Origin of the sequence: Micromonospora sp. A200, assembly GCF_029893845.1 — a bacterium.
GTDB classification, from domain to species: Bacteria; Actinomycetota; Actinomycetes; order Mycobacteriales; family Micromonosporaceae; genus Micromonospora; species Micromonospora purpureochromogenes.
The window spans coordinates 31,322-45,351 of sequence record NZ_JARXXY010000030.1 but is presented as its reverse complement, the minus strand read 5'-3'; the positions used below and the strand labels follow the sequence as shown (position 1 = coordinate 45,351).

Here is a 14,030-nt window from a genome sequence, read left to right as displayed (position 1 = left end):
GGTCGGGTCGCCGCCGGGTCAGCCGAGGTCGACGACGAGGGGCCGGTGGTCGGAGATCGTCGACAGCGGTGTGTTCACGGCGGTGACCGGGGGCAGCCGGTCCAGGCCGTGCCGGTCGGCGAGGATGTGGTCGAGTTGCACGCGGGGGGCGGCGGCCGGGTAGGTGGGGCGGCGGCCCAGCGGCCGCCAGCCGCTGAGCAGTCGGGCGGCGCCGGCGGGGAGGTTGAGGTCGCCGAGCAGGATCCGCGGGGCGGGCAGGGTGCGCAGCGCGCGTACGACGCGGCGCAGCTGGTGGGCGTTCCAGCCGGGGACGAACGACAGGTGGGTGGCGGCGACGGTGAGGGGCCCGTGCGGGGTGTCGAGGATCGCGGCGAGCACGACGCGGGGTTCGTCGCGCAGCAGGACGAGGCCGCCGCGGGGGCCGGGGACGTAGATCGGGGACCGTACCGGGGCGGGGCGCAGCCGGGTGACCTGCCAGGAGCGGACGGGGTGTCGGCTGACCAGGCCGACGCCGTAGCAGGGTTCGCCGTGGCCGTCGTCGTCGTGGCGCAGGGGGCGGAACTGTTCGCCGGGGGTGCCGACGACGGCGGCGGCGAAGCGGTGTTCGGGGGCGTCGAGGGCGCGGGCGGCGATGGCGGTGAGGTCGAGGTTGCCGCTGCGGGACTGGTCCCGGTCGACCTCCTGCAGGGCGAGGATGTCGGCGTCGAGGGTCTGCACCGCGGCGGTGAGCCGGTCGGGGTCGACCAGGCCGTCGGTCAGGGAGCGGCCGTGCAGCAGGTTGAACGTCGCCAGGCGCACTCCTGCACCCTACGTGGCCGTGGCACAGTTGCCCGATGGTCAAGGCGTTGCTCTGTTCGGTGCTGGTGTTCGTGGCGGTGGCGTCGGTGGGGCTGTGGCTGCGTCGCCGGCGGGGTCGGTGAGGGGGTCGCCGGCCGGTGAGGTCGGCCACAGGGTGGCGCGGCGGATCGGCGTGGGTGGGCAGAATGGCCGGCCGTGGATCCCCTGTCGCTGACCACCCTGCTCGCCGCGGCCGCGATGGCCGGTTGGGTCGACGCGGTGGTCGGTGGTGGCGGTCTGTTGCTGCTGCCGGCGCTGCTGGTGGCCGCGCCGGGGGTGCCGGTGGCGACGGCGTTGGGCACGAACAAGCTGGCCGCGATCTTCGGTACGTCGACGGCGGCGGTGACGTACGCCCGGCGCACGAAGATCGACTGGATGGTGGCGGGGCCGTCGGCGGGGCTGGCGGTGTGCTGCGCGGGTGTCGGGGCGGCGCTGGCGGGGGCGGTGCCGGCGGGGGCGTACCGGCCGGTGGTGCTGGCGGTGCTGGTGTCGGTGGCGTTGTTCGTGGTGTTCCGTCCCCGGTTGGGGGTGGTGGCGGTGCCGGCGCGGCGGACCCGGCTGCGGGTGGTCGCGGCGGTGGCGGTGGCCGGGGTGGGCATCGCCCTGTACGACGGTCTGATCGGCCCGGGTACGGGCACGTTCCTGGTGGTGGCGTTCACGGCGCTGGTGGGCGCGGACTTCGTGCACGGTTCGGCGATGGCGAAGGTGGTCAACGCGGGTACGAACCTGGGGGCGCTGGTGGTGTTCGCGGCCACCGGTCACGTGTGGTGGCTGCTGGGGGCGGCGATGGCGGTGTGCAACGTCGCCGGGGCGGCGGTGGGGGCGCGGATGGCGTTGCGCCGGGGCGCCGGGTTCGTGCGGGTCGTGCTGCTGGTGGTGGTGTTGGCGCTGGTGGCGAAGCTCGGCTACGACCAGTGGCGGGCGGGTTGAGCGCCGTGACGGGAGGTGGCTGACCCGATGCCGGTCCGGGCCGAACACGATCGCGCCGCCCTGGCGGAGCTGCTGCGCCGCGATCCGGTGCTGCACGCCTACCAGCTGGGCGACCTGGACGACTTCTTCTGGCCGTACACGTCGTGGTTCCGTCGTGGCGACCAGGTGGCGCTGCTCTACCACGGGGTGACACCGCCGGTGCTGCTCGCCTTCGCCGGGCCGGACGGCCGGCCGGAGGTGGCGGCGCTGCTGGCCGACCTGGCGCCGATGCTGCCCGCCCGCCTGTACGCGCACCTGTCCCCCGGCCTGGAGGAGGTGCTGGGCGGCTGGTTCGCCTTCGATCCGGCCGGGGCGCACCTGCGGATGGCGCTGACCGACCCGGCGCGGCTGGCGACGGTCACCCCGGCCGGGGAGGTGCTCGGTGAGGCCGACCTGCCGGCCCTGCGCGCGCTCTACGCGCTGGCGTATCCGGGCAACTGGTTCGATCCGCGGATGCTTGCCACCGGCCAGTACGTGGGGATCCGGCAGGCGGGTGAGCTGGTCGCGGTGGCCGGGGTGCACGTCTGGTCGCCCACCTACCGGGTGGCCGCGCTGGGCAACGTCACCACCCATCCCCGGGTACGCGGGCAGGGCCTGGCCGCCGCGGTGGTCGCCGCGCTGTGCGGGCGGCTGCGCGCCCACGTCGACCACGTCACCCTCAACGTCAGGGTCGACAACGTCGCCGCGGTGCGGCTCTACCGACGGCTCGGCTTCAGCCGGGTCGCCGACTTCGGCGAGTATGCGCTGACTGCGGCGACAGACAGCATGTCCAGCCGCCACGCAGGGTCAGCAACCCGACTCTGACCTGGGCCTGTGTCGGACGGGCGGCGGCCCCTCGGACCCCTAGCGTCTCCTGGCAGAGGCCGCGTCGTGACGCGGCGGAGCTGAAGGAGCACAGATGGCAGTGACATCAGTACGGGGTCGAAGTCGGTTGGCGGTCCTCACCGCCGCCGTGGCGGCCCTGGTGACCGTGGCGGGCGGGCCGGCGCTCGCGGCGCCGGGCGTCGACCCGGCCGTCGTGGACCGGGACGCCGATCCGGGCGCGAGCATCGACATCGCCAAGGTGGTCGCCACCCCGCCGATCCCGCCGAAGCCGGACGTGGTGCTGCTGGTCGACACGACCGGCAGCATGGGCACTGTCATCGGTGACGTGCAGGCCAATCTCCAGCAGGTCATCAACAACGTGCGGTCGGTGCAGCCGAGCGCGCAGTTCGCGGTGGCCTCGTACCGGGACGAGGGCGACGGCGCGGAGCTGTTCCGGGTCCGGCAGAACCTCACCGACGACGCGACGGCGTTGCAGAACGCGGTCAACGGGCTGTCCGCCGGCGGCGGTGGGGACACCCCCGAGGCGTGGGTGAACGCTCTGTTTCAGGTCTCCGACGGTGGGATCGCCTATCGCTCGGGCAGCAGCCGGATCGTGGTGCTGGTCGGCGATGCCCCCAGCCACGACCCGAGCGCCGGGCACACCCTGGCGCAAGCCACCTCGGCTCTGCAGGCCGACGAGGCGAAGGTGCTGGCGGTCAGCGTCAGCGGCGGCGGTGGCGGCCTGAACGTCACCGGGCAGGCCGGCGCGGTGGTCGCCGCGACCGGCGGCCAGCTGGTCGGCAGCGCCCCCGAGACCGTCACCGACGCCATCCTCACCGGGCTGCGGGACCTCGACGTCACCGTCACCCCGACGGTGACGTCCTGCGATCCGGGGCTGACCGTCACCTTCGACGCGGCCTCGCGTACCCAGCAGAGCGGCACGAACGTGCCGTTCGCCGAGACCATCGCGGTGGCCGGGAACGCTCCGCAGGGCGCCACCCTGCACTGCACGGTGGACTTCCTGCTCAACGGGCTCTCCGGTGGGCCGGCGTTCGTCGAGCAGATCAGCGTCACGGTCAACGACGTCACTCCGCCGGTGGTGGTCGTGGACGACCGGACGGTCGAGGCGACCAGCCCCGCCGGCGCGGTCGTCACCTACCCGGCCTCGGCGACCGACAACGTCGACGGGCCGCTCACGCCGACCTGCGTGCCGCCGTCGGGCGGCACCTTCCCGCTCGGCGCCACCACGGTGACCTGCACCGCCACGGACGCGGCCGGCAACACCGGCAGCGACACCGCGACGATGCGGGTGGTCGACACCACCGCGCCGGCCACGGCGTGCGTGCCGACGAACAACCCGAGCGGGGACAACACCCCCGGCTCGTACAACCCGGACGGGTTCTACCAGCTCACCTCGACCGACATCGTCGACACGGCGGTGGACGTCTTCATCGCTGACAGCGCCGACCCGACGGTGAAGTTCGGCCCGTTCCCCGCCGGCACCAAGATCAAGCTGGTGCAGGCGCCGGGTGCCCAGTCCCGGGTCAAGGACGGCACCGGCGACATCGACTACAAGGTGACGCTGCGCGGCGACGCGGTGATCACCGGCGTGGACAACGTCGGCAACAGCTCCACGGCGACCTGCCTGGTGGCCCCGCCGCCGAAGTGACCTGCGGCTGATCGGGTGCGGGGGCGGCCGTCGGCCGCCCCCGCGTCGTCAGCGGTGCCGGCTGGGCGAGTCGAACCGGCCGGCGCGGATCTCCCGCACCGCCCGGCGGCGTACGTCGCCGGACAGGGTGTCGACGTAGAGGCGGCCGCGCAGGTGGTCGGTCTCGTGCTGCAACGCGCGGGCCAGGAAGCCGCTGCCGGAGATGGTCAGCGGCTCGCCGTGCCGGTCGAAGCCGTGCACGGTGGCGTGCATCGCCCGCCGGGTCGGGAAGTACAGCCCGGGGATGGACAGGCAGCCCTCGTCGTCGTCCTGCGTCTCGTCGGAGAGCTCGATGCTCGGGTTGATCATGTGTCCGCGGTGGCCGTCGGCGTCGTAGACGAACACCTGGGCGCTCACCCCGATCTGCGGCGCGGCCACGCCGGCCCGGCCGGGCGCGCCCAGCAGGGTGTCCATCAGGTCGTCGACCAGGTGCTGCAACTCGGCGTCGAAGCTGGTCACCGGCTCGCAGGCGGTGCGCAGGACGGGATCACCGATGATCCTGATGGGGCGTACGGTCATGCCGGAAAGGCTATCCGTGCCTCACGGCCGGCGGTGGCGCACCCCGGTCAGCGCTCGCCGACCAGGACGGCGACGCCGTCGAGGATGCGCGCCAGGCCGAACTCGAAGGCCCGCACGGGGTCGCCGGCCGCCTGGTACTCCTGCCCGGCGGCGGTGCCCACCCGGGCGGCGGTGGGGAACCGCCGCGGGTCCATCACCTTCTCCAGGTACGGCGCGTGCGCCCGCCACCACTGCTCGTCGGTCATGCCGGTGCGCTGTGCGGCCTGGGCGGCCTCCACCGCGCCGCGCACCGCGCCGTGGACGTACCCGTCGACGAGGGTGACCACGGCGTCCATCTCCAGGTCGGTCAGGCCGATGCCCTCGACCGCGCGCAGTTCGTACTCGTACTTGGCGGTGACGTTGGGGCCCAGGGGTGGGCGGGTGGTGGCGACCTGCAGCAGCCAGGGGTGGCGCAGGTAGAGCGCCCAGTTCTCCCGGGCGATCTGCTCCAGCCGGCCGCGCCAGCCGCCGGGGACCTCGGCGGGGCGGGCGGTCTCGCCGTAGACGGTGTCGAGCATGACGTCGAGCAGTTCGCCCTTGCCGGGCACGTGGGTGTAGAGCGACATGGTGCCGACTCCCAGGCGCTCGGCGACCCGGCGCATGGAGAGCGCGGCCAGTCCTTCGGTGTCGGCCACCTCGATGGCGGCGCGCACGATCCGGTCCACGCTCAGGTCGCCGCCCCGGCGGCTGGCCTTCTCGCTGGTGCGCCAGAGCAGGGCGAGGCTGCGCGCGGGGTCCCCGGTGCCGCTGTACTCGACGCTCATGCCGCCACCCTACCGACCCTCGTACCGTATGGTGTACGGTACGGCGCACGGCAACGGGGAGAGGGGCGTGCCCATGCGACGCGACGGACCGGTCATCGAGGCCGAAGGCCTGCGCAAGCGCTACGGCGACACCGCCGCCCTCGCCGGGGTCGACCTGACCGTGGCCGGCGGCACGATCTGCGCGGTCCTCGGGCCCAACGGCGCCGGCAAGACCACCCTGGTGCGGATCCTGACCACCCTGCTGCGCGCCGACGCCGGCACCGCCCGGGTCGCCGGCCACGACGTGCGCCAGCACGCCGACCGGGTCCGCGCCCACATCGGCCTGGTGGGCCAGCAGACCGCCGTCGACGAGGTGCTCGGCGGCCGGCAGAACCTGGTGCTCTTCGGCCGGCTGCGCCACCTCTCCCCCGCCCGGGCCCGCGCCCGCGCCGACGAGCTGCTGGCCCGCTTCGGCCTCACCGACGCCGGCGACAAGCCGGTCGGGGCGTACTCCGGGGGGATGCGCCGCCGGCTGGACCTGGCCGCCGCGCTGATCCTCGACCCGCCCGTGCTGTTCCTCGACGAACCCACCACCGGCCTCGACCCGCGCGCCCGCGGCGACGTCCGCGACGCCGTCCGCGCGCTCGTCGCCGCCGGCACCACCGTCCTGCTCACCACCCAGTATCTGGAGGAGGCCGACCAGTTGGCCGACACGATCAGGGTCGTCGACCACGGCCACATCATCGCCGCCGGCAGCCCCGACGAACTCAAGTCCGCCCTCGGCGGCGACCGGGTCGACGTGGTGCTGCACCACCCCGGCGACCTGGCCCGCGCCGCCGAGGTCATCGGCGCGGCCGCCGCCGCCGCACCCCGCGTCGCCCCGGACGAACTGCGGGTCAGCGTCACCACCACCGACCGGGTGAGCACCCTCGCCGCCGTGCTGCGGGCCCTGGCCGACGGGCGGCTGGAGGCCGCCGACGTGGCCGTGCGCCGACCCACCCTCGACGAGGTGTTCCTGCACCTCACCGCCGACCGGGACGAGGTGAGCGCGTGAGCACGCCGACCCTGGCGCTGCGCCGGGCCCGCTGGGCGCTCACCGACGCGGCCACCCTGACCGGGCGGGCCCTGGCCCACTGGGCGCGGCAACCCGGCCCGGTGATCGTCGCCCTGCTCTTCCCCGTGCTGCTGGTGCTGATGTTCGGCTACCTGCTCGGCGGGGCGATGGTGGTGCCCGGCGGCGGTGACTACAAGGAGTTCCTGCTGCCCGGCATGTTCGCCATGACCATGCTCTTCGGGGTGGAGACCACCTACACGGCGGTGGCCACCGACGCCGCCCGTGGCGTCACCGACCGGTTCCGCTCCCTGCCGATGGCGCGCTCCGCGGTCGTCACCGGGCGGGCCGTCGCCGACCTGCTGCACGCCGTCGTCGCGCTGGCCGTCATGCTCGGCTGTGGCGCGCTGGTCGGCTGGCAGTGGCACCTCGGCGCCGGCCGGGCCCTCGCCGCCGTCGGGCTCCTGCTGCTGCTGCGCGCCGCGATGATCGTCCTCGGCATCCACCTGGCGCTGCTGCTGCGCGCGCCGGAGTCGGTGGCGGTCCTGCAGATCCTGGTCTGGCCGCTGGGCTTCGCCTCCAACGTCTTCGTCGCCCCGGACACCATGCCCGGCTGGCTGGCCGCCGTCGCCCGGTGGAACCCGCTGTCTGCCACCGCGGCGGCCTGCCGGGAACTGTTCGGCAACCCCGGCTGGGGCGGCGAGTCCTTCGCCGCGCAGCACGCCGTCGCCCTGGCGGTCGCCTGGCCGCTGCTGCTGATCGTCGTCTGCGCGCCGTTGGCCGTGCGTCGCTGGCGGAACCTGAGCAGGTGAGCGCACCGGTGTGACCGGAACGGACCATCCCGGGGCCGGGCAGCGGTGGTCGGGTGCGCTGCCGGGGTCGTCAGTAGCCGCCGTCGGTGGTCGTCACGGCGGCGACCGGGCGCTCGCCGCGTTCGCGGGCGGCGAAGTCGTCGAGAATGGCCTCGGTGGCGGTCGCGCCGAAGCGGGCCGCGCCGGCCCGGTGCAGGGTCAGCAGGGTGTCGAGGCTGCGCACGCCGCCGGCGGCCTTGACCTCGACGTGCGGGGAGACCGTGGCGCGCATGAGTCGGATGTCGGCGACGGTGGCGCCGCCGGGGGCGAACCCGCTGCTGGTCTTGACGAAGTGCGCCCCGGCCCGTTCGGCGAGGCGGCAACCGGTGACCTTCTGCTCGTCGGTGAGGTACGCGTTCTCCAGGATCACCTTGACGACCCGGCCCTGCGCGGCGGCGACCACGGCGGCGATGTCGTCGTGCACGTAGGCGGTGTCGCCGTCGCGCAGCCGGCCGATGTGCAGCACCATGTCGATCTCGTCGGCGCCGGCGCCGACGAGATCGCGGGTCTCGGCGACCTTGGTCGTGGTCCGGGTGTCGCCGTGCGGGAATCCGGCCACGGTGCCGACGAGCACGCCGGTGCCGGCGAGCGCGGCCGCGGCGAACTCGACGTCGGAGGGGCGCACGCAGACCGAGGCGACGGCGCGGCGGGCGGCGATGTCGCAGCCACGCCGGATGTCGTCGGTGGTCAGCTCGGGGCGCAGCAGCGAGTGGTCGATCATCTTGGCGACGTTCATCGGGTCTCTCCTGTCCGGGGTGGCTGCACGTCGAAGGTGACCTGCAGGTCGTAGCGGGCGCCGACGTAGCGGCTGACGCTGAATTCCAGCGGCGCCGAGTGCTGGTCGACGATGAGCCGGGTCTCGACCAGCAGCGGTTCGTCAGCCGGGACGTGCAGGCGCTCACCGTCGGCGCCGGCCCGCTGGGCGGTCAGCGTGGAGGAGCCGAGCGTGGGGTGTGACCCCATCTGGTGCAGGGCGCGGTGCAGCGACCCCGTCTCCAGGTCGAGGTCGAGCAGGTCGCTCAGGTGGGGCGGGAAGCAGGCGTACTCGACGGCCAGGGGGACGTCGTCGGCGAGCCGTACCCGCACGATCGAGACCACCCGCGGCGCCGCGGCGGTCAGGTGCAGCGCCGCGGCCTCCGCGGCGGAGGCGGCCCGCACCTCGCCTTCCACCAACAGCGATGCCGGCGTACGCCCCCATGCGCGGACCTGCTCCTGGAAGCTCATCAAGGTCCCGGCCGCGCGGGGCTGGGGCCGCTGCCGCACGAAGGTGCCCCGCCCCTGGATCCGCTCGATGAGACCGTCGGCCTCCAGGGCGTTGAGCGCCGCCCGGACGGTCATCCGGGCGACCCCGAACTCCTCGGCGAGCGCCGACTCGGCCGGCACGGCGTCACCGGGCCGCGCCCGGGTGAGGCGGGTACGCAGTTCCCGCTCGATCCGCACGTAGAGCGGCGCCTTGGCCATCGGTCCTCCAGGTCATCTAGACAACCTAGAGGTTGTCACGTCGCCGAGTGGGCGTCAAGCGGCGCTCGCCGGCCGGCGGGCTTTCCTCCTGCCACTCGGACCAGCACCTTGCCGGATGCCGCGTCGCGGCGGGTCGCCCACTCCGACCCGGGGACCTCGATGCCGGCGGGTCCGGCACGCCTGACGGGCCAGCGGCTGCGGTCCGGGACGACGGGCGGTCGAGGAGTCGTTCGGGGCGCTGTCGAGCTGATGACGCCAACGAATCACCGGGGTCGCGATGCCGGCGCGAGTCGCCTGCGTCATCAAGATCGACAACGCGGACGCCCCCCGCTGTGAGTCACTCACGTCATCAGCTCTGTAGCGCCCGCAACGCCCCCGCCGAGGCGTCGGCGCGAATCGCCCGCGTCATCAGCCCGGAACGCCCCACCCGAACGTCCGGGTGAGCCGCTCATGTCGTCAGCTCCACAGCGCCTGCAACGCCCCGGCGACGGTGACGGCAGCCCTGCTGCCGCGCGGGGGCGGCGTCAGCCGGTGGCGAGCAGGGCGCGTACCGGAGCGGCCTTTGCCGCCGCCTCGGCGACCTCGGCGTCCGGGTCGCTGTCCCAGGTGATGCCCCCGCCGGCCCAGACGTGCAGCCGGTCGGCGTCGGCGGCCACGGTGCGGATGGTCAGGCCCAGGTCGAGGCGGCCCGGACCGACCCAGCCGAGCGCCCCCATGCTGGCGCCGCGCCCGACGGGTTCCAGGGCGGCGATCCGGGCCAGGGCGGCGAGCTTCGGCGCCCCGGTGACCGACCCGCCGGGGCAGGTCGCGCGCAGCAGGTCGGCCAGGCCCAGCCCGTCGGCCACCGCCGCGGACACGGTCGACTCGGCCTGCCACAGGTCGCACCAACGGCGCACCGCGAACAGCTCGTCCACTCGCACCGACCCGGTGCGCGCCACCCGGGCCAGGTCGTTGCGTTCCAGGTCGACGATCATGACGTGTTCGGCGCGTTCCTTGGCCGAGGCGAGCAGTTCGCGACGTCCGGCGGCGGTGGCCGGGCGGGTGCCCTTGATCGGTCGGGTGATCACCCGGCCGTCGGTCACCTCGACCAGGGTCTCCGGGGAGGCGCAGCCGATCGCCCAGCCGTCGCCGTGCAGGGTGCCGCCGTAGCGGGCGCCGGGCAGCGCGCCGAGCCGGGACAGCGCCGGTCGCGGGTCGCCGAGGTAGCGGGCGGCGGCGTGCCCGACGACGTTGACCTGGTACACGTCGCCGCGGGCGATGGCGGCGCGGACCGCGGTCACGGCGTCGGCGTGCTGCCGCGGGGTCCAGCTCTCCCGCCAGTCGCCCAGCCACCAGCCGGGGCCGGACCGGGCGGCGCGCGCCGGGGCGGGCGGTGCGGCCGGGGACGGGGACGGGTGGTGACCGTAAACGACCACGGCCAGCTCCGGCAGGGCCGGCGCCGGGGTGGGCGCGCCGGGTGCGGCGCCGATCATGTGGGCGCCGGCGGCGGCGGAGACGTACAGGGCGGCGCCGCAGACGCCGGTCGGCTGGTGGGTGGCGGGCCGGGCCAGGTCGGTCAGGTCGAGCCCGTGCGCGGCGAGGAACTGCTCGGCCAGCGTCGCCGGGTCGCCGCCGTCGGCCGGGCGCCACTCGTACCGGGCGCGCTCGACGAGCACGCCGCGGCACGACGGCGGCGCGCCGGGTACGTCGATCAGCGGTCGTGGGAGCGTTTCCACACCGGTTGGCCCATTCTTCCTCATCCGTTCAGTGGATTTCCGGGGAACATGACGGATGCCTGCTCGATTCCGCGCGCTCCACCTTGGTACTGTGCGTCACTGGTCATGTGAACCATGACACAGTGCCCCCACAGTCCGGAGAACCCGATGTGCCAGCACCAACCCACCTGCCCCTCCGCCGAGGCGACCGACCGCGAAGCCGCCCGCGTCATCGCCTGCTTCCGTGAGCAGGGCTGGAGCCTGCTCTGCAACGGTGTCATCGTCTTCGAGGACACCGGCGAACTGCTCCCCGACGGCAGCACCATCGCCCCGCACCGCGGGCCCGCCCGCCACGCTCTCGTCGCCTGAGTGACCACGCTCCGTCACAGGAGCAGGTCAACGGCACCAGGCTAGTCCCCCGGCCCGGGACCGCCCTCCCCAGGACCCACCGGCCGGGGCGGCACGACGTCCGCCCCGGCGCAGCGTACGGGTCACTCCTCGAAGGCCTCCGGCGACGGGCACGAGCAGACCAGGTTCCGGTCGCCGTACGCCCCGTCGATCCGCCGCACCGGCGGCCAGTACTTGCCCGCCCGATCCACCCCGGCCGGGTACGCCCCCACCGACCGCGGATACGGGTGCGGCCACGAGTCCCCGGCGACCATCGCCGCGGTGTGCGGGGCGTTGGCGAGCGGGTTGTCCCCCGCCGGCCACTCCCCGGCGCCCACCTTGTCGATCTCCGCCCGGATGGCGATCATCGCCTCGCAGAACCGGTCCAGCTCGGCCAGGTCCTCGCTCTCGGTCGGCTCCACCATCAGCGTCCCCGCCACCGGGAACGACATCGTCGGCGCGTGGAAGCCGTAGTCGATCAGCCGCTTGGCCACGTCGTCCACGCTCACCCCGGTCGCCTTCGTCAGCGGCCGCAGGTCCAGGATGCACTCGTGCGCCACCAGGCCCTTGTTGCCGGCGTACAGCACCGGGAAGTGGTTGCGCAGCCGCGCCGCCACGTAGTTCGCCGCCAGCACCGCCACCCCGGTCGCCCGGGTCAGCCCCTCGGCGCCCATCATCCGCAGGTACGCCCACGGGATCGGCAGGATCCCCGCCGAGCCGTACCGGGCCGCCGAGATCGCCGGCCGGCCCTCGGTGTGCGCGCCCAGCGGGTCACCCGGCAGGAACGGCGCCAGGTGCGCCCGCACCGCCACCGGACCCACCCCGGGGCCGCCACCGCCGTGCGGGATGCAGAACGTCTTGTGCAGGTTCAGGTGCGACACGTCCGCGCCGAACTTGCCGGGCTTGGCGAACCCGACCAGGGCGTTGAGGTTCGCCCCGTCGACGTACACCTGGCCGCCGGCGTCGTGCACCTTCGCGCACAGCGACGCGATGCCCGTCTCGTACACGCCGTGCGTCGACGGGTACGTCACCATGATCGCAGCCAGGGCGTCCCGGTGCTTGTCGATCTTCGCGTCGAGGTCGACCAGGTCGACGTTGCCGTCCGCGTCGCAGGCCACCACGACCACCCGCATGCCGGCCATCACCGCGCTCGCCGCGTTGGTGCCGTGCGCCGACGACGGGATCAGGCACACGTCGCGGTGCCCCGCGCCCCGCGAGACGTGGTAGGACCGGATGGCCAGCAGCCCCGCCAGCTCACCCTGCGAGCCGGCGTTGGGCTGCACGCTGACCGCGTCGTAGCCGGTCACCTCCGCCAGCCACGACTCCAGCTGGCCGATCAGGTCCCGGTACCCGGCGGTCTGCTCATCCGGCGCGAACGGGTGCACGTGCGCGAACTCCGGCCAGGTGATCGCCTCCATCTCGGTGGTGGCGTTCAGCTTCATCGTGCACGAGCCCAGCGGGATCATGCCCCGGTCCAGCGCGTAGTCGAAGTCCGACAGCCGCCGCAGGTAGCGCAGCATCGCCGTCTCCGAGTGGTGGGTGCGGAACACCGGGTGGGTGAGGAAGTCCGACGTGCGCGCCAGGGCCCCCGGCAGCGCCGCATCGACGTCACCGTCGACCCCGTCCACGCCGAACGCCGCCCACACCGCCGCGAGGTGCTCGGCGGTGGTGGTCTCGTCGCAGGAGATCCCCACCCGGTCGGCGTCGACCAGCCGCAGGTTGACCCGCCGCTCGGCGGCCGCCGCGACCACCTCCGCCGCCCGGCCCGGCACGGTCGCGGTGACGGTGTCGAAGAACGCGACGTCCGCGACCGGCACCCCGCCGGCGCGCAGCCCGGCCGCGAGCCGCGCCGCCATGTCGTGGGTACGCCGGGCGATCGCCCGCAGCCCGTCCGGGCCGTGGTACACGGCGTACATGCCGGCCATCACCGCCAGCAGCACCTGCGCGGTGCAGATGTTGCTGGTCGCCTTCTCCCGCCGGATGTGCTGCTCGCGGGTCTGCAACGCCAGCCGGTAGGCCGGGTTGCCGTCGGCGTCGCGGGACACCCCGACCAGCCGGCCGGGCAGCATCCGCTCCAGACCCGAGCGGACGGCCAGGTAGCCGGCGTGCGGCCCACCGAAGCCCATCGGCACCCCGAACCGCTGGGTGGTGCCCGCGGCGATGTCCACGCCGATCTCCCCCGGCGGGCGCAGCAGCGTCAACGCCAGCAGGTCCGCCGCGACGGTGACCAGCGCCCCCACCGTGTGCGCCGCCGCCACCAGGTCGGCGTGGTCCCGGACCGCGCCGGACGCGCCCGGGTACTGCAGGTGCAGGCCGAAGAACTCCCCCGGCAGCCCGTCGTGCTCGACGTCGAGCACGCGCACGTCGATGCCCAGCGGCTCGGCGCGGCTGGTGATCACCGCGATGGTCTGCGGCAGGGTGTCGGCGTCGACGACGTACACCGGGCTCTTGCTCTTCGACGCGCGGCGGGCGAGGGTCATCGCCTCGGCCGCGGCGGTGCCCTCGTCGAGCATCGAGGCGTTCGCGGTGGCCAGCCCGGTCAGGTCGGTGACCATGGTCTGGAAGTTCAGCAGCGCCTCCAGCCGGCCCTGGCTGATCTCCGGCTGGTACGGCGTGTACGCCGTGTACCAGGCCGGGTCCTCCAGCACGTTGCGGCGGATCACGGCGGGGGTGTGGGTGCCGTGGTAGCCCAGGCCGATCATCGACACCGCGACGGTGTTGCGGGCGGCCAGGGCGCGCAGCTCGGCGATCGCCTCCCGCTCGCTGGCCGGGTCGGGCAGGTCCAGGGTGCCGTGCCAGCGGATCACCTCGGGGATCGCCGCGTCCATCAGCTCGTCGATCGAGCCGTAGCCGACGGCCTCCAACATCCGGCGCTCGTCACCCGGATCGGGGCCGATGTGCCGGTCGGCGAACTTCTCTACGGTCATGCGCGGCGCTCCTGCGGGGGCGAGGTCGACAGGTCGGCCT

Annotated in this window: 13 protein-coding genes; 6 read left to right on the top strand and 7 right to left on the bottom strand. The window is 74.3% G+C overall.

What is annotated here, in order from left to right:
* Positions 1 to 18: 18 nt before the first annotated feature.
* Positions 19 to 798, bottom strand: a complete 780-nt coding sequence (locus tag M2302_RS24995; RefSeq protein WP_280840283.1) for an endonuclease/exonuclease/phosphatase family protein — start codon at positions 796 to 798, stop codon at positions 19 to 21.
* Positions 799 to 993: 195 nt separating this feature from the next.
* Between M2302_RS24995 and M2302_RS24990 the strand changes: the two genes are divergently transcribed.
* From M2302_RS24990 to M2302_RS24980, 3 genes are all read left to right on the top strand, one after another.
* A complete protein-coding gene (locus M2302_RS24990; protein ID WP_280840282.1) occupies positions 994 to 1,767 on the top strand; it encodes a TSUP family transporter in 774 nt (257 codons plus the stop codon).
* A 15-nt stretch (positions 1,768 to 1,782) separates the two neighbouring features.
* Positions 1,783 to 2,610: a GNAT family N-acetyltransferase gene (locus M2302_RS24985; RefSeq protein WP_280840281.1), complete on the top strand. Its 828-nt coding sequence runs from the start codon at positions 1,783 to 1,785 to the stop codon at positions 2,608 to 2,610.
* Positions 2,611 to 2,704: 94 nt separating this feature from the next.
* Positions 2,705 to 4,279, top strand: a complete 1,575-nt coding sequence (locus tag M2302_RS24980; RefSeq protein ID WP_280840280.1) for a VWA domain-containing protein — start codon at positions 2,705 to 2,707, stop codon at positions 4,277 to 4,279.
* A gap of 48 nt (positions 4,280 to 4,327) precedes the next feature.
* On the opposite strand, the gene def is transcribed toward M2302_RS24980, so the two are convergent.
* Together def and M2302_RS24970 are read right to left on the bottom strand one after the other, a co-directional pair.
* On the bottom strand, positions 4,328 to 4,837 hold the full coding sequence (def, locus tag M2302_RS24975) for a peptide deformylase (protein ID WP_280840279.1): 510 nt from the start codon (positions 4,835 to 4,837) through the stop codon (positions 4,328 to 4,330).
* Between the two features lie 47 nt (positions 4,838 to 4,884).
* Positions 4,885 to 5,640, bottom strand: coding sequence for a TetR/AcrR family transcriptional regulator (locus tag M2302_RS24970; protein ID WP_154936893.1), 756 nt, complete (start codon positions 5,638 to 5,640; stop codon positions 4,885 to 4,887).
* Between the two features lie 73 nt (positions 5,641 to 5,713).
* Here M2302_RS24970 and M2302_RS24965 point away from each other — a divergent pair, with 73 nt between their 5' ends.
* Together M2302_RS24965 and M2302_RS24960 are read left to right on the top strand one after the other, a co-directional pair.
* Positions 5,714 to 6,673 (top strand): ATP-binding cassette domain-containing protein, encoded by a 960-nt coding sequence (locus M2302_RS24965; RefSeq protein WP_280840315.1) that lies wholly within the window; start codon positions 5,714 to 5,716, stop codon positions 6,671 to 6,673.
* Positions 6,670 to 7,482 (top strand): ABC transporter permease, encoded by an 813-nt coding sequence (locus M2302_RS24960; RefSeq protein ID WP_280840278.1) that lies wholly within the window; start codon positions 6,670 to 6,672, stop codon positions 7,480 to 7,482. The genes M2302_RS24965 and M2302_RS24960 overlap by 4 nt, the downstream gene beginning before the upstream one ends.
* Before the next feature lie 70 nt (positions 7,483 to 7,552).
* Here the strand turns inward: M2302_RS24960 and deoC are convergent, their stop codons facing one another.
* The 3 genes from deoC to M2302_RS24945 all read right to left on the bottom strand — a co-directional run bounded on the left by deoC (position 7,553) and on the right by M2302_RS24945 (position 10,721).
* The gene (gene deoC / locus M2302_RS24955; protein ID WP_280840277.1) at positions 7,553 to 8,257 is read right to left on the bottom strand and encodes a deoxyribose-phosphate aldolase; all 705 of its coding nucleotides are present in this window, start codon (positions 8,255 to 8,257) and stop codon (positions 7,553 to 7,555) included.
* Positions 8,254 to 8,982, bottom strand: a complete 729-nt coding sequence (locus tag M2302_RS24950) for a GntR family transcriptional regulator (RefSeq protein WP_280840276.1) — start codon at positions 8,980 to 8,982, stop codon at positions 8,254 to 8,256. The genes deoC and M2302_RS24950 overlap by 4 nt, the downstream gene beginning before the upstream one ends.
* A gap of 524 nt (positions 8,983 to 9,506) precedes the next feature.
* The gene (locus M2302_RS24945) at positions 9,507 to 10,721 is read right to left on the bottom strand and encodes a chorismate-binding protein (protein WP_280840275.1); all 1,215 of its coding nucleotides are present in this window, start codon (positions 10,719 to 10,721) and stop codon (positions 9,507 to 9,509) included.
* 123 nt (positions 10,722 to 10,844) lie between these two features.
* On the opposite strand from M2302_RS24945, the gene M2302_RS24940 reads away from it, so the two are divergent.
* Positions 10,845 to 11,045, top strand: a complete 201-nt coding sequence (locus M2302_RS24940) for a DUF5999 family protein (RefSeq protein WP_088962150.1) — start codon at positions 10,845 to 10,847, stop codon at positions 11,043 to 11,045.
* A 122-nt stretch (positions 11,046 to 11,167) separates the two neighbouring features.
* Here M2302_RS24940 and gcvP read toward each other — a convergent pair whose 3' ends face one another.
* The gene (gene gcvP, locus M2302_RS24935; protein WP_280840274.1) at positions 11,168 to 13,990 is read right to left on the bottom strand and encodes an aminomethyl-transferring glycine dehydrogenase; all 2,823 of its coding nucleotides are present in this window, start codon (positions 13,988 to 13,990) and stop codon (positions 11,168 to 11,170) included.
* Positions 13,991 to 14,030 lie beyond the last annotated feature (40 nt).

Bases quoted from the DNA above. Each gene is read 5' to 3' on its own strand.
- M2302_RS24980 (WP_280840280.1), top strand. From the start codon at position 2,705: ATGGCAGTGACATCAGTACGGGGTCGAAGTCGGTTGGCGGTCCTCACC.
- def (WP_280840279.1), bottom strand. From the start codon at position 4,837: ATGACCGTACGCCCCATCAGGATCATCGGTGATCCCGTCCTGCGCACC.
- M2302_RS24970 (WP_154936893.1), bottom strand. From the start codon at position 5,640: ATGAGCGTCGAGTACAGCGGCACCGGGGACCCCGCGCGCAGCCTCGCC.
- M2302_RS24965 (WP_280840315.1), top strand. From the start codon at position 5,714: ATGCGACGCGACGGACCGGTCATCGAGGCCGAAGGCCTGCGCAAGCGC.
- deoC (WP_280840277.1), bottom strand. From the start codon at position 8,257: ATGAACGTCGCCAAGATGATCGACCACTCGCTGCTGCGCCCCGAGCTG.
- M2302_RS24950 (WP_280840276.1), bottom strand. From the start codon at position 8,982: ATGGCCAAGGCGCCGCTCTACGTGCGGATCGAGCGGGAACTGCGTACC.
- M2302_RS24945 (WP_280840275.1), bottom strand. From the start codon at position 10,721: ATGAGGAAGAATGGGCCAACCGGTGTGGAAACGCTCCCACGACCGCTG.
- M2302_RS24940 (WP_088962150.1), top strand. From the start codon at position 10,845: ATGTGCCAGCACCAACCCACCTGCCCCTCCGCCGAGGCGACCGACCGC.
- gcvP (WP_280840274.1), bottom strand. From the start codon at position 13,990: ATGACCGTAGAGAAGTTCGCCGACCGGCACATCGGCCCCGATCCGGGT.